Here is a 17,424-nt window from a genome sequence, read left to right as displayed (position 1 = left end):
CTTTATTAGCTCCTGATGGCCCAGAAGGCCAGATTCAATCCGCTGATTTCACCCGACACATGGAAGGCGAAGCCGCCGGAGCGTTCGAGCTGGGCGAGTTCTTCGGACGTGAATTCGAGGGCAAAATAGGTTTTGCTTGAGTGGAACGGGATCTGCCGTGGTGCCACTGGCAGGGGTTTGACCTTGATGCCCGGCAGGTGCAGGTTCACCAGCTGGCGAATGCGTTCCACTGCGCCCACCTTGAGATGCGCCGGCAGACGTTTGCGCAGTTCTTCCGAGTCGCACTGAGCGCTGGCCGCGAGTACGAAGGAGGCGCTGCCCAGCAACTGGGCATCGTTGATCGGCGATACCTTGATGCCGTACTGGCGCTGCTGCAATGGCAGCTCTACGGCGTGCTGTTCCAGGACCATCGACAGCACCTGGCGGATGGCATCCATCAGCTTGCGGAAGCTCTGGCCTTGGTCGCTGTGCTGGTAGCGGCTATCGTGCTTGGGGCGTTTGCTTTCGCTGGAGTAGGTCGACAGTTCACCGAGCAGACCCAGCAGTTCACGGTAGATTTGCTCGGGATGTACTTGCTCCAGGTTCAGCAGATGGCGCAGCACCGGCTCGCTGCGGTTGATCAGCTGCAGCATCATGAAATCACCCACCTCAGAGCTGCCCATCTTGCCGGTAGCTCGGATGCGTTCGGCCAGCATGTCGCCACGGTGCGCCAGCATGCTGACCACTTCCTTCAGGCAGGAGAGCAGATAGCTGCTGGCGTGGCTGTGCAGGTAGGTGGCGACATAATCGGGGTTCAGACTGATGACTGCATCGGGAGTGCTGTCCTGAATCTCGCACACCTGCAGGCGCACAAACGCCTGCTCGTTCGGGTGCTGGCCCAGCAGCAGCTTGAAGTCGGGCTGGGCGCAGCTGACCTGGCTGGCGCTGCCGTCGCCGGCGTTGGAGTCTGCCACCTCGCTTTCGTGGGCGGTATAGCGTGCCAGCACGTCTCTCTGGTTGGGGCGGCGGGTTTCCACGTGGTTGCTGGTCACCAGCGGCAAGGCAAGGTAGATCGGTGTGCTGCTGGTGTTGGGCGGCACATCGAGCGCTAACGGTTCCTTTTCATTGCCGATTTCAAACAGGCTGCCGTCGGGCAGTACGCCGCTGGCGTGGCTTATCACCAACTTGCCCATGTTGAGAAACTGCGCGTCTATCTCCAGGCTGAAAAAGCCCCAAGCGTGGCTCAGCAGCTTCTGGGTGCGGCTTTTCAGTTGCTGGTCGTAGTACCTGTCGTTTTGCTGGAAATGCTGCGGGCGCAGCAACATGCCTTCCTGCCAGACCACTTTCTGCACGCTCATGTTTCAGTCCTCATCCCGGCTGGCGGCCAGCGAGCGAATGCCGTGCTCGTCGAGCAGCAGGGCTACCGAGTTGCGCTCTTCGTTTTGCAGCGGTACGACGATGCGCCACTGTGCCTGGGGTAGATCGCGGTACGCGGCCAGCACCGCGAGGTAGCGGCTCTCGGGGGCGGCGGCCAGCTTGTAAGTGCGCTCTTCGCCGGGGCGCAATTCGAGCTCTTCGATAGCGACCAGATCGGGCGCCAGCACTTCACGCGGACGCTGATACAGCGAGAAAAAGTCGGCGTGCTCGAAGGCCACCGGGTTCTTCAATTCGATCAACTGCAACACGATGGGCGAGGGGCGGTCATTGATGTCGGGGTTGAGGCGCTCGCTGCCCTGCAGGCTGAGATCAACCTTGGTCAGATCGGAGTAGGGCGACAGGCTGGAGCAAGCGCTGAGCAGCGCACTGCAGAGCACGGCAAGCAGGCCGCGGGTAACTAATGATGAAGACATGGCAATCATCCTTGATAAGAACTGTTAAGAGAGGCGAGCAGGCGCAGCTGCTCTTGATAGGCCTGGTTGAAGTCGGCGGCATAGAGGGTTTTATGCCACTGCTCGTCGCGCTGCAGGCCTTGATGCAGGCGGCTATACGCACGCCATTGGGCGCCGGAGGTGTTGAGTAACTTTCCGCCGCCGTCCTGCTCAAAGCGCAACTTGAGTTGCTCGGGCCCCAACTGTTCGAACAGCCCTTTGCTGGCCGCGCGGCTGGCGGCAATCAGCGCCACCTGATGGGTTTGCAACTCGCCGAACGCGGACGAGAGCAGCTGATGCGCCGCTTCGTCCGTGCCGGTTTCGCGCAGCAGGCGATGTAACGCGCCCGCGGTGTCCTGAGCCTGGGCCAGCGGTTGTGCTTCAAGCGAGTCGGTGCTTAGTTGCAGGTCACGTTTGAGCTGTGTCTGGGTATGCAGGCTCTGGCGCAGCAAGGCCAGGTTTTGCTTTAGCAATTTGGCACTTTTCAATGCCAAAGCTTCGCGTTGTGCCTCGCTCAGGTTGTCCATGTTGATGCCCAGCGCTGTAGCCAAGCTATCCCAGAAGCCCGAGGCCATGGGTGCCGGAGGTGCGCTGCTGGCGGGTTGCTCGGGTTGGCGCAGTTCCGGGATCGGCAGGCTCTCCATATCCACGCGGGCGTAATCAGCGCGCTGATCGGCATAGCTCGGCTGGGCTTGGTTGAGCAGGGCAAAGTCGTCGTTGCCGCGGTAGGCCTGCTCTGGCTGGTCCATCGCATTGAGTGGATCCAGGTCGAGAAAGGCGTCATCCGGGATCAGGCTTTCCGGTTGCTCGATCGGGTCGGTGGGTTCGGCAAAGACGCTCGGGTCTTGTGCAAGCCGGGCGCGGATATCAAAGTCGCCAAGAGAGTAGACCTGGCCGTGCTCGACAGCCTGCGCTTTGCCCTTGGGCAAGGCGGTTTCGCTGTCCTTGAGCAGTATGCCGTTGCTGCTGGTATCGGTGATATAGAACACGCCGTTGTGAAAGCTCACCTCGGCGTGCCGGCCTGACACAACGCGTTTGCGGTCGGGGATTACCCAGTCGCAATCTTCTGCTCGGCCGATCACTCCGCCGGCCTGGCGAAAGGTCTTGCTGACCGGCAATCCCGGTTCAAATTGCTGCGCACTGACCACATCAAAGACCAGTTCCATTGCGTTATTGCTCCTTGCGACTAGAAGTCGCGTGCTGCTGTCTTGGGGTCACCCAGGGGGCGATATTCATCATCATCAAACTTGTGGTTACCGGCGCAGGCGGCCAGCAGGGCGCTCAGCGCCAGGGCCATCAGGCAACGGGTAATGCGGGCAGTCATAGCCAGGTTCCTTCGAGTTGACCGAGTTGTAGGGAATGGGAAAATCCGTGTTCTGTTGTCATCAGCGGGCTTGAGCCTGAGCTCGCTCCTTCAGCCTTAAGTCGGCTGCATTGATTTTCAGGCGCTGCATGCGGTAAAGCAGGGTGCGGCGCGGCAGGCCCAGTTCGCTGGCGGCACTGGTCTGGTTACCTTGGTTCTTGCGCAGGCAGTCGAGCAGCAGGTTGCGTTCAACCTGTTCCAGCCGTTCACGCAACGAACTGCTGCTGTTGGGCTGGTGGTGGCCTGGCAGGCTGAAGTGCTCGGGTAGCAGCACGTTGCCCTCGCACAACAGCAGGGCGCGGGCGATCAAACCTTTGAGTTCGCGAACGTTGCCAGGAAAGTGGTAGCCGGCCAGGTGTTCCAGCGCTTCGTCCGACCAGCGGCAGGCTCCGCGTTGCAAAAAACAGCAAGCCTCTTCAGCGAAATGCGCGGCCAACAGGGGAATGTCCGTGCCGCGTTCGCGCAGCGGCGGAATTTCAATCGGAAAGTGACCCAGGCGATAGAACAGGTCTTCGCGAAACTGGCCCTTGTCGACCAGCGTGCGCAGGTCGTGATGGCTGGCCGCGATGATGCGTACGTCCACCTTGTGCGTACGGTTGCTGCCCAGGGGGCGTAACTCACCCTCCTGCAGTACACGCAGCAGCTTGGCCTGAAGGTCCAGCGGCATATCGCCTATTTCATCGAGAAACAGGGTGCCGCCGTCGGCGGCGTCGAACAGCCCGGCTCGGTCCTGGTTCGCGCCGGTGAAAGCGCCTTTGACGTAGCCGAACAGCTCACTCTCCAGCAGCGCTTCGGGCAGTGCACTGCAGTTCTGCGCGATAAAGGCCTCGGAGCGACGCAGGCCGTAATCGTGAATTGAGCGCGCTACCAGTTCTTTGCCGGTACCGGTTTCACCGGCGACGATCACGCTGACCGGGTTGTGCAGCACCTTACTGATCAGCCGGTAGACCCGTTGCATGGCTGGGCTGTCGCCGATCAGCCCATAACCGCGCTGGTGGCTGATGGTGCTGGTAGCAGCTTCTGTCGGCATGCTCGCGGTGTTATCCAGGCGCTGCAACAACTGCAGTTGGCCCATGGCAAAGTCGCCCAGCAAGCGCAGCGAGTCGGCAAAGGCGTCGAGTTGCTGGTTATCACGTTGGGCGATCAGCAGCAGGCCACCGAGCTGCTGTTCGCGGTCGTGCAGCGGGAGGCAAAGCAGACTCCGCCAGCTGCGGCCGGTCGTGGGCAGGAAGGGCGTGGCGTAGAGGCTGTTATCCAGCGCTTCGACGTGCAACACCTGATTCTGGAACAGGCAGTATTGCAGCAGTTGCTGGTCCTTGTAGTCGCTGGGCAGCGTGGATTCCTCGCGTTGCAGCTGTGCGCCATCAAGCCATTCGGCGCACAGCGTCAGCTCGGTATGGGTCTTGTCCAGCAGATACAGCTGGGCCAGCGGGCAGTGGCTGAGCGTGGCAGCGGCAGCGACCAGTTGCTGTTGCAGGCTGCGGCTGTCGCGGCTGGCGGCCAGATGGCTGAAGCGCGCCAACAGGGTCTCGGCGTACACCAGCGGCTGCGCCACCTGATCGAACAGGCTGGGGTGCTTAAGCGAACTCACAGACAATGGCTCCTGCGCTGCCGAGGGTGGCGGTTACCTGCTGTACCCGCTGGCCGCTGGCCATGGCCTCGAGCAGCCGGTCGACTACCTGCGGTTGCAAGTGCTCGTCGATCAACTGGTCGATGAGACGGGCTCCGCTGTCAGCGCGCAGACAGCGTTCAGCCAGGTGGCTGATCAACTGCTGGTCGTGGGCAAAGCTGAGTTGGCGGCGTTGCAGGCGCTGGGCAAAACGCTGCAGCTTGAGCTCGACCAGTTCCTCAAGCACCGCGCCGGCAATGGGGTAATAGGGCACGATGCGCATGCGCGCGAGCAGCGCGGGTTTGAAGTGGCGGGTCAGGGCAGGGCGGATGGCCTCCTCAAGCTGCGCACTGTCAGGCTGGGTGCCGCTCGCACATAGCGCAGAGATTTGTTCGCTGCCCAGATTGGAGGTCATCAGAATCAGCGTGTTGCGGAAGTTGATCTCGCGGCCTTCGCCGTCGTTGGCAATACCCTTGTCGAAGATCTGATAGAACAGGTTGAGTACGTCAGGATCAGCTTTCTCGACCTCGTCGAGCAGAATTACCGAGTAAGGCTTTTGGCGTACGGCCTCGGTCAGCATGCCACCTTCGCCGTAGCCAACGTAGCCGGGAGGCGAGCCAATCAGGCGCGAAAGGCTGTGCTTTTCCTGGAACTCGCTCATGTTGATGGTGGTGAGAAAGCGTTCACCGCCGTACAGCAGGTCGGCCAGGGCCTGTGCGGTTTCGGTTTTGCCGACGCCGCTGGGGCCAACCAGTAGAAATACACCGACCGGTGCGTCAGGCCGGTTCAGGCCCGCGGCTGCAGCGCGTATGGCGCGGTCGAGTGCAGCGACCGCAGGCTCCTGCCCGCGCAGGCGCCGACGCAAATCCTCGGCAAAGGCGGTGGCCTTGGCGTTGTGCTCGCGGGCCAACTGCGACAGCGGCACGCCGGTCCAGTGGCTGATGACTTCGGCCACCAGCCGCGGGCAGACCTCATGGCTGACCAGACGCTCGTCCCGCTGGGACTGCTGCAGTTCCAGTTGGACTTGCTGCAGCTCCGCCTGTGTGGCGTCGTCAGCGCCGCTCTCGGCACAGGCCTGACGCAGCGCCAATAGGCGTTCTGCCAGCTCGCGTTGCTGCTGCCAGCGCTCGCCCAGTGCCTGGGCCTCACTACGCGCGGCGTGAAGCCGCGTTTCCAGCGCGTCCAGCGCGGGAGCATCTACCTCCAGCCCGGCGCTCAGATCGCGCTGTACCGCTTGCAGCTGGCGCTCGCCTTCGGCGATTTCGCCGCGTAACGCTTCAAGCGTGCCGGGTTCCGCCGCCAGGCTGATGCGTACCCGCGCGCAGGCGGTATCCAGCACATCGACTGCTTTGTCAGGCAGCTGACGCCCGGCAAGATAGCGTGCCGAGAGTTCCGCCGCAGCAACCACCGCATCATCTCGCAGGTAGATGCCGTGGCTACGCTCATAGACGGGGGCCAGGCCGCGCAGAATGGTCACGGCTTCCGCGGGGGTGGGTTCAAGCAGCTGCACCGGTTGAAAGCGCCGCGCCAGCGCTGGATCCTTTTCGAAGTACTTTTTGTATTCGCTCCAGGTGGTGGCGGCGATGGTGCGCAGCTCGCCACGGGCCAGGGCCGGCTTCAGCAGATTGGCCGCGTCGCCGCTGCCGGCCTGTCCGCCGGCGCCAATCAGCGTGTGGGCCTCATCGATAAACAGCACTATGGGTTTAGGCGAGGCCTTGACCTCGTCGATAACGCCTTGCAGGCGACGCTCGAACTCACCCTTGATGCTCGCACCGGCCTGCAGCAGGCCAAGGTCCAGGCACAGCAGCTCAACATTGCGCAGTGCTTCGGGCACGGTGTCGTTGGCGATACGTAGCGCCAGGCCTTCAACCAGTGCGGTTTTACCCACGCCGGCCTCACCGACCACGATGGGGTTGTTCTTGCGGCGCCGGGCGAGGATGTCGATCATCTGCCGGATAGATTGGTCGCGGCATAGCACCGGATCGAGCTTGCCGTCGCGCGCCTGCTGGGTGAAGTTGTGGGTAAAGCGCAGCAGGGCAGATTCGCCCTGTGGCGCATTGGCACTGCCGCTCTCGGCCTGTTGAGACAGCGCAAAGTCGCGCAACCGCTCCGCGTTCAGACCGCTTAGAAGGGCCTGATACGGGGTGCCCGCGTAACGCATGGGGTTGCGCAATAGCGCCAGTAGCAGTGCTGCCTGATCAATCCGGCTGCTGGCCAGTTCCAAGTTGGCCACCAACAGCGCATCCTGCAGCCATTGCACCAGTTCGGCAGAGAAACTGGGGTTGCTGCTGCTCTCGTGCTGACCGCGAGGGACCAGGGTTTCGGCCAGGCGTCCAGCGGCAATCTCGGCGTCCTGCAGGGCGCGGCTCAGCAGGCCGTCCGGGCGTTCGAGCAAGCCCAGCAACAGGTCTTCTACCAGTACCTTGTTGCCACCGCGTTGCATGCAACGTTCGGCCGCTGCTTCGAGGTCCTGCCGGCTGGCTGCATCCAGCGCCTGCACCAGTTGCTGTAGATCGAGTTGCATCATGTCATCAGTCCTTAATGAGTTACTGTGCCGAGCGTAACGCTGGGCTGTGCCTGCTGGTGACCGAGCCAGCTGGTCCAGCCGAGACGGCAGGGGTTGCTTGCGCCAAGCCGAAGTTCACGGATTTCGTCCTGACGCAAACGCAGTTGGATGTCGTATTCCAGTGGTTCGCGCAGGGTGAAACGCAGCAATGCGCGCAGCGGTTTGAAGTGCTGGCCTGGCGGCAGAAAGCCATGGAAGCCATCCCAGTCCAGCGCGCGAATGTGCAGGCGAAACTTGCCGCTGCGATCGGAGACCGTTTCACCCAATACCAGGTCGTGTCCCAGGCGGCTGTTGGCGCGGCCCAGCTGGCTGCGTTGATCCGGCTGAATGCTGACGTGGCGCTGCATGCATTGCTCTATCTGCATGGCGGGGTGGCGGAAGTAGTAACGCAATACCGCTTCGATCAGCTCGGCCGACTGGGCGCGCATGCTCAGCAACCCCAGGTAGGGCAGCAGGCGCTTCCAGTTCAGCTCGGGCGCCTGGGCCATGCGGTCCGGGCGCAGGCCAACCAGCGACAGCAGTTGTGCCGAGAAGGGGTCCTGCGCGCCCTTGGTGAAGCGCGCCCGGTAACGGTACTTCTGCCAGATGGGCAGCAGCAGGCGTTGCAGGCGATCGTTGAACAGGTCTAAAAACTCGCGGGTCGGATTGCCGTCGGGGCCATCACCCAGCGCCTGTTCCCCGTAGAACGCCGGCAGCGGCGAGCCGGCGCCGCTGAGGCTGATCAGGTTGACCTGCAGGCGTGCGCGCAGGCCGTCGGTATCCTGAATGAAATCCACGCCTTCAATGTCGCTGCCGGGGAAACCCATACTCGGGTTGGCGACGAATTGCAGGCGCTCGTAGAGCGCTTGGTCATCCAGCTCAGGGTGGGCCAACTGCAGGCGTTCGAGTACCAGCAGCACACCCTGAAACAGACTGTACTGACGGATGTCGCGTTTTATTCTGGTTAGAACAGGGGCTGTTGGCCCATGCGCGGCGCCCATTGGTACACCTCTCCCTGTGTGCTGTTGACGGAAAATTCGTGGTAAGAGTTGAGGCTGGAATACAGCGACAGAAACTCGTTCAACACTGAGGCGAACAGATACATGTCGCCTTCACCCAGATAGCTCTCCAGGTCCATGCTGAGTTCGGTCTTGATGCCGCGTACCGGCAGGCCGCGCAGCAGGCGATCCACGTGCACATGGCGCACATGCTTGATGCCTTCCAGCCGGCGCTTGCTGACGCGCGCAGCGTGCTGATCGTAATGGCGCGGCAGGTCGTAGGTCTCAAGCACCAACTTGAGCGCGTTGACGTCCTCGAGCGAGAGATAGTTGAGCGACATGTTGCTGATCAGCTTCCAGAGAAAATCCTGATGCAGCGGCGGTGCGTAGGTCGGCGTAACCGTGCTGATATTGCGGAAGCTGAGAAACTCCGGGGTGTCTTCGGTCGGTCGGCAAATGTCGCCGAGCGCCAGTTGCCGTGGCAGGTCCTGATTGGTACAGGTTAGTTCGATCGACAGGGTCTCGTGCTGATCGATATTGCGCAGGCCAAAGCTCAAATAGGTGTCCTGACCTTCGCCCAGCATCGAAGGGTATTGGCGCAGGCTGTAATGCGGGCGCGACTCGCGGTTGTCAAAGCTGACGTCGTGCTCAAAGGATTCAAAGGGCACGTAATCTTCGTACCCCATGCCGCCCGGCTTCCAGCCGGTTACCCGGTCGATCGAGAAGATGCCGCAGTGATCTGCCGGGTACTCGGCCGGGCGCAGCAGGTACTGGTCTTGCCGACCATCCAGGCGGATCGGCACCGCATCGTGCTTGAACAGGTTGACCACCGGGGTGCAGTACAGGCGTACATTGTCCTTGGTCGGGCTAATGCGCTGGCTACCAACCTGACGAATGTCGAAACGCAGGGCAAAGCCGCGGGCGCGTTTCAACAGGTCGGTTGCCAAAGGCTGAAAATGGTCGATGCCTTGCACATCGACGAACAGGAATTTCTCCTGGAAAGCGTAGTACTCCTGCAGGTAGCGATAACCGCGGAAGGTGTTGTTCGGATAAGGAATCAGCGCCTGCGCTTCATCAAATCCAGCGGGCAGAACCTGATTGGCGGCCAGCTGCTTGCGGCCCAGCGGTGAGCCGTAGTCATCTAACAGCGCTTTGCCGTTATGGTCGAGCAATACCAGTTCTACACTGTCGAGGTGGCAGAGCAGGTGCAGGTAGAGCATCTGGCTGATGTAGCCCTCACCGGCCAGGTGCAGGCGCAAACGATCCAGGCGCAGATCACCCAGATTGCCCTCCGCGGTCATCATCAATTTGAGTTCCAGCAGCGCGCCGCCACCCTTGACGGAATAGTCCAGGCTGCTGATATCCAGCGGCATTACCTCGGTATCAAAGGCGGTGCGAAACTGACAGGTCACACCCTTGACCGGTTTGGACTCCACTGGTGTATCGCGCGGCACCTTCTGCACTGGCGAGGGGCGTTTCAGCGGGTCAAATTGCAGCATGCTGAACGCCGGGAGTGGCCGCATGTAGTTGGGCCACAGCAGGTGCATCAGCGAGTGGGTCAACTCCGGCAGCTCGTCATCCAGCTTCTGGCGCAGACGCCCAGTCAGAAAGGCAAAACCTTCCAGCAAGCGCTCGACATCCGGATCGCGCCCGCTTTGTCCGAGAAAAGGCGCCAGCGCCGGATTACGTTCTGCAAAGCGTTTGCCCTGCTGACGCAATGCGGTGAGTTCGCTCTGGTAGTAATGGTTAAATGACATGCAGTGGGCTCATCCTTGGGCGTGCTGTCACGGACACAAACTGCTGTCTCTAATTGTCCATGTCGTAGCGTTTTTGCTTGTATGTGTGCTTGGCGAGTTTTTCAACTGAGCGATAAGAAGCTGTTTGTCGAGTGAGATGGTTTGCTCATGAGCTTTGATATCCAATCGATAAGTATTCGGAATGCTACTTTCTAGCCCCTCACTAAAGCTTATGTATGAAAGGATTTCGACAGCTTCACCTGCAGCTATCTCCTGATTTGGAGTGAAAGCTTTCTTCGCATTTGAATAATCAACTGCGGTTACTCGGATAGCGTGCGAACAGACGTTTTCTAAGTTTGCAGTAAAAAAGTTTTTGGGCTGCGTGCTACAACCTGTCAGCGCCGCAGCTAGTCCTAGAATTAAAGTTTTTTGCTTAGTCATCGAATTGTATCCGTGCTAACCAGATTAGACCTTTTACGTCTTGCTCTGAGGCGACAGACCTAGCCCAGAGTTTTCTGTCTGGCCTTTTTCTAACTCTTTAAAGTCGGGGATAGAGAGAGGCGTCAGTACGCGGTTGCCACCGCGCTTGAGCATTATTTGGTAGTCCAGTTCGCTCTGCGATGTAGGTTCTTCCGGTGAAATTAACGCTGCGCCAGCTACAGCTGCGCCTGCAACTGTTTGATAGGAATGGCCTCCTAAGCCGCTACTTGCAGCTCCGCCGCTGGTGCCAATCAGCACAGTGCTTGAACCTGCAGTAATCGAGTTTCCATGGTTCCCAATGCTCCCTAATACGGCAGCAGGCTTGCCGTTAATCAACACACTAGGCATAACGCCGCCCACCAGACTGCTACCACAGGCGGTGCTGTCACCCATGCGGGCGGCAGGTACGCCGTCGATCAGTACATCGGCCGAGCCGGTTACGACGGGATTGGTGCCATGGCCCTTTTTGGGGCAAGCGCTGGGGTCGCCAAGGCGTGCGGCGGGTTTACCTGACATCTGAAACTCCTTGTCGGTGCCGCGCAGCCTGCGCGGCACTCTCTGTTGTTAGCTGACGGAGGCCTGGCCACGGCCATCAAGGCGCACTGCAAAGCTGACCGCCTGACGCATGCCATCCAGAGTCAGCACGCCTTCGATGGCGAAGGACAGGTTCAGCGGGTCATGGTCACGCGGTAGGGTCAGCACCTTGACCTGGCCGAGCCTGGGCTCGTAGACCTCGATAAAGCGTTCAATCGCTGCGCGGGCCTTCTGCAACGAGTCATGCAATGACAGCCGCATGTCGTTGAGGTCGGGCAGTCCGTAATCCGGCAGCGCTTGCACGCTACCGGCACGGGTGCTGAGCATCTTGCTCAGATGCGCGGCCACTGAGTCGCTGATGGCGGCATCGTTGGGGATGCCGTCACGCAGGGCAGCGCTGCCATCCAGGCGCTCGAACAAGCTGCCGTAAGCCATCACCGGCGCTTACTCCTTGTCCAGTTTGCCGACCAGCGACAGGGTGAAGTCGGCGCCCATGTACTTGAAGTGCGGCCGCACGCTCAGACCCACGCGGTACCAGCCCGGCTCGCCCGGTACATCGCTGACGACGACCTGCGCTGCGCGCAGCGGACGGCGACCACGCACCTCGGCACTGGGGTTGTCCTGGTCGGCCACGTACTGGCGAATCCACTTGTTCAGTTCCAGCTCCAGGTCGGTACGCTCTTTCCACGCGCCAATCTGTTCGCGCTGCAGCACTTTCAGGTAGTGCGCCAGCCGGTTGACGATGAACAGGTAGGGCAGCTGGGTGCCGAGACGGAAGTTGAGTTCGGCCAGCTTGCCTTCTTCGCTGTTGCCGAAGAACTTGCCTTTCTGTGTGGAGTTGGCCGAGAAGAAGGCGGCGTTGTCGCTCCCTTTGCGCATGGTCAGCGCGATAAAGCCTTCGTCTGCCAGCTCGTATTCGCGGCGATCCGAGACCAATACTTCGGTCGGAATCTTGGTTTCGATTTCGCCCATGCTTTCAAAGTGGTGCAGCGGCAGGTCTTCGACCGCACCGCCACTCTGCGGGCCGATGATGTTCGGGCACCAGCGGAACTTGGCAAAGCTGTCGGCCAGGCGGGTGGCGAAGGCGAAGGCGGTGTTACCCCACAGGTAGTGCTCGTGGCTTTCGGCAACGCCTTCTTTGTAAACGAAGCTGCGTACCGGATTTTCGACCGGATCGTACGGGTTGCGCAGCAAGAAGCGTGGCAGGGTCAGGCCGACGTAGCGGGCGTCTTCCTGCTCGCGGAAACTTTGCCATTTGGCAAACTGCGGGCCTTCAAAGTGGTCTTTCAGATCCTTGATGTCGGGCAACCCGGTGAAGCTTTCCAGACCAAAGAACTGCGGGCCGGCAGAGGCAATAAAAGGCGCATGGGCCATGCTGGCAACACTGGAAATGTGCTGCAGGGACTTGATGTCCGGTGCGCTGGGGTTGAAATAATAGTTGGCGATCAGGGCGCCGACCGGCTGACCACCAAACTGGCCGTATTCGGCGGTATAAACGTGTTTGTAGAGGCCGGACTGGACAAGTTCAGGGCTGTCTTCAAAGTCTTCCAGCAGGTCTTCCTTGGAGGCGTTGATGATCTCCAGCTTGATGTTCTCGCGGAAATCGGTGCGGTCCACCAGCAGCTGCAGGCCGCGCCAGGAGGACTCCAGCGCCTGGAATTTCTCGTGATGCAGAATCGCATCCATCTGACGGCTGAGCTTGGCGTCGATCTCGGCGATCATGCGATCAACCAGCGCTTTCTTGACCGGTTCCTGTTCGTTGTGCGGTTTCAGCAGTTCGGCGATGAAGGCCGATACGCCACGCTTGGCGATGTCGTAGGCCTCATCGCCCGGTGTGAGACGAGTTTCGGCGATGATGCGGTCGAGAATACCGGTGTCGGTATTATTCTGGATTTGCTGTGCGGAAGATTGGCTGCTCATGGCGGCGTCCTTGTCGGTTGCGATCAGGTTTCAGGTTGGGTCTGGTCGGTCAGGCCGAGCTCGGCGAGCATACGATCACGTGAATCGTCGTCATTGAGCACGCTCTCAATCGCCTTGCGGAATGCCGGGGCGTTGCCCAGTGGGCCCTTGAGCGCAACCAACGCATCGCGCAGCTCCATCAGCTTCTGCAGTTCGGGTACCTGTTGCACGATGCTGGTGGGGTTGAAGTCTTTCATCGAGTTGATGTGCAGATTGACCGCCATATCTTCACTGGTGGGTTCGTCCTGCAACTGGTTGGGCACCGCGAAGGTGAGGTTCAGCTCCTGTTTGGCGAGCACTTCGTCGAAGCTGCGCTTGTCGATGGCAATGGGTTTGCGTTCTTCAATGGTGCGATCGTCTTCACGCTGGGTGAAATCGCCGAGCACCATCAACTTGAGTGGAAGCTCGATTTCTTCGTGGGCGTCATTGCCGTCGGGGGTGAAGGTGACGTTGACGCGTTCCTTGGGGGCGACTGAGCCGTCTTTGGCCATGCTGTTTCTCCTTAGTGTTTAGGCCCCGAGGGCCTGATCCAGTACCACACCCAGATCGAGGTGGCACAGGCGGTGGTAGATCTCGTCCTTGCGTTCGCGCGTGGTCTGATTCTGCGGCAGCAAATCGCAGCAACTGTGCAGCAGCCGCAACACATCAAGGTTGAGATCCGGTTCCCATTTATCCAAACCCTGAGCCTGAAGCTGTTGATGCAGTGACTCGAGCTGCGCCTTGGCCAACTCGTATTGGCGCGCCTGAAAACACAGGCGAGCCTGGGCCAAGCGCCAGTAGAAAGCGCTACGTTCACTGCGTGCCTGTTTGATCTGCTCGCCCAGCTCCTGCACGGCGGCTTTGAGGCCTAGGTTGCGCAGGGTACTGATGGCGTTTTCCAGTCCCTTGTCCCAGTCAGTCAGTGCGTGTTCAGCGCTGTGCTCAAAGGTAATGCTGGAAGCTTGTGCGGTTGTGCCATGCACCATTACGCGGCTGTTGATCCAGCTCTGCGTGCTGCTGTCGGCGAAGGGGCTGTCGTCAAAGAAGCGGAGTTTCTCAAGGCCCGGCAGGCGCGTGAGTTGCCAGGCAAGTTGGCGCTCTATTTCTTCTGCAGCCTCACTGGCGCCCAATGCGTCGCAGCATTGCCACGCCAGATAATGGCCGTCGAGCCAGAAGGGCGCCCGAGCGATGCTCGCCTCGGCCTCGGTCAACAGCGCTGCATGCTGGCCCTGGCTAAGGCGCTCTCGGTAGGCCGCGATGCGATCGGTGGGCAGGTTTCTCAACCCCGTCTTGTGGTTGGCATCGTGGCTGGGCAGGGCGTCTATCGGCAGCCAAAGCAGGGTGCGCGACAGGCGCAGTGCGCGCAGGTCACAGTGGTTTTCAGAGAGCCACCAGTGACAAAGCGGTCTTGCCTGGTCCTGCAGTGCGCGCAGCGCCTTGTGCGCGTCCTTGGCGTTGGCGATGCTGGCGGGCGGCGGAGTGCTTGCGCTCTTGGTGGCGGTGGTCGCGTTCTGTGTGGTGTCGCTCGCCGCAGATGAGACAGCGGGCGTTGTGGTGGTTGTCTGTTGTGCTGCATTGACCTTGCGGCACAGCGGTTGCAAATCGGGCGCCTGATCCTTCAGCTGCGCCGCCAGAGCGTTGTGCAGGTGCTGCAGTGCGCTGATCAGGGTTTCTGTTTCACTGTTCAAGCGCTGATCGGCCGCACTCTCAAGACGAGAGAGCAGCCAGTTGAGTGCGGCAATGCGGGTACGCTCTTTGCGCGGGTGCAGTTCAGGCCAGTGACGGTCACACAGATCGCCGAGCATTTGCAGGCCGCTGCACAGGCCGGCCGTACCCTTGGTTTCCAGCAGGCTCCAGCACAGCCAGGTTGCTACGCGCAGATCCTTGGACTGACTGGTGAGAATTGCCACGCTGCCCTCGTGCACGGTTTCCCAATCGGGTTGTTCGTTGCCATGCAGCGAGCCAGCCTTGGCGAGCTCGCGCTCCAGGCCTTCGTACTCGCTGTTGTAGCGCACATCCTCACCGCCAAAGCTGGCTTCACTGATGGGGGTGCTGGCAATGGCATTGATAATCTGCAGCTGCATATGGTTGGTTATCACTGTCCGTTGTGTTGTCTGTCTTCGGGCGTATTGCTCGGCGGCAATGTGCAGGAATAAAGCTTTGAACTGCGCAACTTTCTGCGCATATAAAAGTGCGCAGAAAGTTGCGCTACTCTAAATTTATGTTTCACGGTGGCAGTTGATTGTTCAATCTATTGTGCAAGAAACTGCGCATTGCTGGCTGGAAAGGTGGCTATCCTATGCGCGGTAGCTAACACCTTCAAGTGCATAAAGTGTGAACTGGTTTGGCTTGTTGCGAATTGAATTTAAAGTGTGATCTGGTTGTTTTTTTAATATTAAATTCTTTAAATAACAAATAGTTATGTTTGTTTGGTAAAAATTTTTCTTGGTTTTATATTGGCGCCAAAATATTGGTTTATTTTGTTGTGTGGCTGTTCACATTTGGGTTTTATAAAGTTGTTCTCTTAGGGTTGTGAGTTGTTGAAAAGTGCTTTAGCGGTTTTGCTGTTCAGAGAGATCTGTCTCTTTATATGAATGCGCTATGAGTAATCAGGCTGTGTAAAAGGTTCGCTGCGTAATGTAGTAACCCGCTGTTACCAGGCACAGGTCTTTTGGGCGCATGATGTGATTTCACTCACTGCATGGGACTGATCATGAGCAATAAAAAATTGTTGTTGTTGGCAGGCGACTTTGTCGAAGATTACGAGATCATGGTGCCGTTCCAGGCACTGAGCATGCTGGGTTACGAGGTGCACGCGGTGTGCCCCGACAAACAGGCCGGCGATAGCGTAAAAACGGCGATTCACGATTTTGAAGGAGACCAGACCTATACCGAGAAGCCTGGCCACCATTTTGCCCTGACCTACAATTTTGCCGATGTTGACCCCGAGGATTATGTGGGGCTAATCGTGCCGGGTGGGCGTTCGCCAGAGTATTTGCGCCTGAACGAGCGGGTGATCGAGATAGTGCAGGCCTTTGCCACGGCGAAAAAACCCATCGCGGCCGTGTGTCATGGCGCGCAATTGCTGGCTGCCGCGGGTGTGCTTGAGGGACGCGAGTGCAGCGCTTATCCTGCCTGTGGTCCTGATGTGCGTTTGGCGGGCGGTCGTTACATTGATATTGCCGCAGATCAGGCCCATGTTGAGGGTAATCTGGTGACGGCGCCGGCCTGGCCTGCGCACCCGCTCTGGCTGGCTGCCTTCGTCAAATTGCTGGGCGCACGAATCGAGTTGTAAGCTGCTTGGGGTCGCTTTTGACGAGCGACCCCGCTTTGGAGACTGTTATGTGTGAACTCTATGTGAAGGCGGACCCTATTCTGTATGAGTCGCGCTCACGCTCGTTACGCATCCGCGGTGTGGTCACCACGTTGCGGTTGGAGAACCAGTTCTGGCAGATACTGCAGGAGATTGCAGAGGTCGATGGTATGACCACCAATCAACTGATCACCAAGCTGTATGACGAAATCATGGAGTTGCGCGGCGAAGTGGTGAATTTCGCCTCCTTTCTGCGCGTCAGCTGCACGCGCTATCTGGCGCAGCGTGAGGCACAAGTGGTGCCGCTGGCGCTGGTCGGGCGGGCAACGGGCTGAAAAGCTATTTAGCCTGTTAGAATGCTGTTCCAAACACGTCGCCCAAGGGCGGCGTGTTTGCATTCCTGTTTGCTTATTATCTGGAGTAACCCCATGGCGATCGAAACCTGGCTGGCTTTTTTTGTTGCGTGTTGGGTGATCAGCCTTTCGCCTGGTGCGGGGGCCATTGCGTCCATGTCTAGCGGTCTGAACTACGGCTTCGCGCGCGGCTACTGGACGGCGTTTGGGTTGCAGCTGGGGCTACTGCTGCAGATTGCCGTGGTGGCGGCTGGGGTAGGGGCGCTGCTGGCCACCTCTTCGCTGGCGTTTAACCTGATCAAGTGGTTTGGCGTGGCCTATCTGCTTTATCTTGCCTGGCGGCAATGGCATGCGCAGCCGGTGGCCATGGAGGAAGAAGTATTGCTGCGCCCGCTGGGCCAGCCGCTGGTGCTGGTGTTTCGCGGCTTCCTGGTGAATGTTAGCAACCCCAAGGCCGTGGTTTTCATGCTGGCGGTGCTGCCGCAATTTCTCGACCTGGCACAGCCCATGCTGCAGCAGTACGCGGTGATGGCGGTAACCATGATTGCGGTTGATCTGATCGTGATGGCGGGCTACACCGGGCTCGCTGCCAAGGTGTTAAGGCTGCTGCGGTCGCCACAGCAGCAAAGGATCATGAACCGGGCGTTCGCCGGCCTGTTTGCTGGGGCTGCCAGTTTGTTGATGTTGGTACGCCGCGCAGGCGCTTGA

Annotated in this window: 17 protein-coding genes; 3 read left to right on the top strand and 14 right to left on the bottom strand. The window is 59.7% G+C overall.

The window, feature by feature from the left end; translation table 11 throughout:
* Positions 1 to 5: 5 nt before the first annotated feature.
* The 14 genes from tssK to tssA all read right to left on the bottom strand — a co-directional run bounded on the left by tssK (position 6) and on the right by tssA (position 15,134).
* Positions 6 to 1,337, bottom strand: coding sequence for a type VI secretion system baseplate subunit TssK (gene tssK / locus V7747_RS10165; RefSeq protein WP_335615924.1), 1,332 nt, complete (start codon positions 1,335 to 1,337; stop codon positions 6 to 8).
* Positions 1,338 to 1,340: 3 nt separating this feature from the next.
* Positions 1,341 to 1,829 (bottom strand): type VI secretion system lipoprotein TssJ, encoded by a 489-nt coding sequence (tssJ, locus tag V7747_RS10160; protein WP_335615923.1) that lies wholly within the window; start codon positions 1,827 to 1,829, stop codon positions 1,341 to 1,343.
* A 5-nt stretch (positions 1,830 to 1,834) separates the two neighbouring features.
* Positions 1,835 to 3,013, bottom strand: a complete 1,179-nt coding sequence (gene tagH / locus V7747_RS10155) for a type VI secretion system-associated FHA domain protein TagH (protein ID WP_335615922.1) — start codon at positions 3,011 to 3,013, stop codon at positions 1,835 to 1,837.
* Positions 3,014 to 3,033: 20 nt separating this feature from the next.
* On the bottom strand, positions 3,034 to 3,144 hold the full coding sequence (locus tag V7747_RS10150) for a type VI secretion protein (RefSeq protein ID WP_442909235.1): 111 nt from the start codon (positions 3,142 to 3,144) through the stop codon (positions 3,034 to 3,036).
* Positions 3,145 to 3,232: 88 nt separating this feature from the next.
* Positions 3,233 to 4,777 carry a sigma-54 interaction domain-containing protein gene (locus tag V7747_RS10145; RefSeq protein ID WP_335616073.1) on the bottom strand — a complete coding sequence of 515 codons (1,545 nt, stop codon included), beginning with the start codon at positions 4,775 to 4,777 and terminating at the stop codon, positions 3,233 to 3,235.
* A 10-nt stretch (positions 4,778 to 4,787) separates the two neighbouring features.
* On the bottom strand, positions 4,788 to 7,346 hold the full coding sequence (gene tssH / locus V7747_RS10140) for a type VI secretion system ATPase TssH (protein WP_335615920.1): 2,559 nt from the start codon (positions 7,344 to 7,346) through the stop codon (positions 4,788 to 4,790).
* Positions 7,347 to 7,357: 11 nt separating this feature from the next.
* The gene (gene tssG / locus V7747_RS10135) at positions 7,358 to 8,365 is read right to left on the bottom strand and encodes a type VI secretion system baseplate subunit TssG (protein WP_335615919.1); all 1,008 of its coding nucleotides are present in this window, start codon (positions 8,363 to 8,365) and stop codon (positions 7,358 to 7,360) included.
* Positions 8,329 to 10,119, bottom strand: a complete 1,791-nt coding sequence (gene tssF / locus V7747_RS10130; RefSeq protein WP_335615918.1) for a type VI secretion system baseplate subunit TssF — start codon at positions 10,117 to 10,119, stop codon at positions 8,329 to 8,331. Before tssF ends, tssG begins: the two co-directional genes overlap by 37 nt.
* Positions 10,120 to 10,146: 27 nt before the next feature.
* Positions 10,147 to 10,539: a hypothetical protein gene (locus tag V7747_RS10125; protein ID WP_335615917.1), complete on the bottom strand. Its 393-nt coding sequence runs from the start codon at positions 10,537 to 10,539 to the stop codon at positions 10,147 to 10,149.
* Between the two features lie 33 nt (positions 10,540 to 10,572).
* The gene (locus V7747_RS10120; protein WP_335615916.1) at positions 10,573 to 11,094 is read right to left on the bottom strand and encodes a PAAR domain-containing protein; all 522 of its coding nucleotides are present in this window, start codon (positions 11,092 to 11,094) and stop codon (positions 10,573 to 10,575) included.
* A 48-nt stretch (positions 11,095 to 11,142) separates the two neighbouring features.
* Positions 11,143 to 11,550 (bottom strand): type VI secretion system baseplate subunit TssE, encoded by a 408-nt coding sequence (gene tssE, locus V7747_RS10115; protein WP_335615915.1) that lies wholly within the window; start codon positions 11,548 to 11,550, stop codon positions 11,143 to 11,145.
* Between the two features lie 6 nt (positions 11,551 to 11,556).
* On the bottom strand, positions 11,557 to 13,032 hold the full coding sequence (gene tssC, locus V7747_RS10110) for a type VI secretion system contractile sheath large subunit (protein WP_335615914.1): 1,476 nt from the start codon (positions 13,030 to 13,032) through the stop codon (positions 11,557 to 11,559).
* A 23-nt stretch (positions 13,033 to 13,055) separates the two neighbouring features.
* Entirely contained in the window at positions 13,056 to 13,562 is a 507-nt protein-coding gene (gene tssB / locus V7747_RS10105; protein WP_335615913.1) for a type VI secretion system contractile sheath small subunit, read from the bottom strand.
* 18 nt (positions 13,563 to 13,580) lie between these two features.
* A complete protein-coding gene (tssA, locus tag V7747_RS10100; RefSeq protein ID WP_335615912.1) occupies positions 13,581 to 15,134 on the bottom strand; it encodes a type VI secretion system protein TssA in 1,554 nt (517 codons plus the stop codon).
* Between the two features lie 629 nt (positions 15,135 to 15,763).
* Here tssA and V7747_RS10095 point away from each other — a divergent pair.
* The 3 genes from V7747_RS10095 to V7747_RS10085 all read left to right on the top strand — a co-directional run bounded on the left by V7747_RS10095 (position 15,764) and on the right by V7747_RS10085 (position 17,424).
* Positions 15,764 to 16,345, top strand: a complete 582-nt coding sequence (locus V7747_RS10095; protein ID WP_335615911.1) for a DJ-1/PfpI family protein — start codon at positions 15,764 to 15,766, stop codon at positions 16,343 to 16,345.
* 47 nt (positions 16,346 to 16,392) lie between these two features.
* On the top strand, positions 16,393 to 16,698 hold the full coding sequence (locus V7747_RS10090) for a ribbon-helix-helix domain-containing protein (protein ID WP_092283306.1): 306 nt from the start codon (positions 16,393 to 16,395) through the stop codon (positions 16,696 to 16,698).
* Positions 16,699 to 16,791: 93 nt separating this feature from the next.
* The gene (locus V7747_RS10085; RefSeq protein ID WP_335615910.1) at positions 16,792 to 17,424 is read left to right on the top strand and encodes a LysE family transporter; all 633 of its coding nucleotides are present in this window, start codon (positions 16,792 to 16,794) and stop codon (positions 17,422 to 17,424) included.

This window comes from Halopseudomonas sp. (assembly GCF_036960865.1).
Lineage (GTDB): Bacteria > Pseudomonadota > Gammaproteobacteria > Pseudomonadales > Pseudomonadaceae > Halopseudomonas.
Note: the sequence above shows the minus strand (reverse complement) of the source record. Positions and strands in the feature narration are given on the sequence as shown.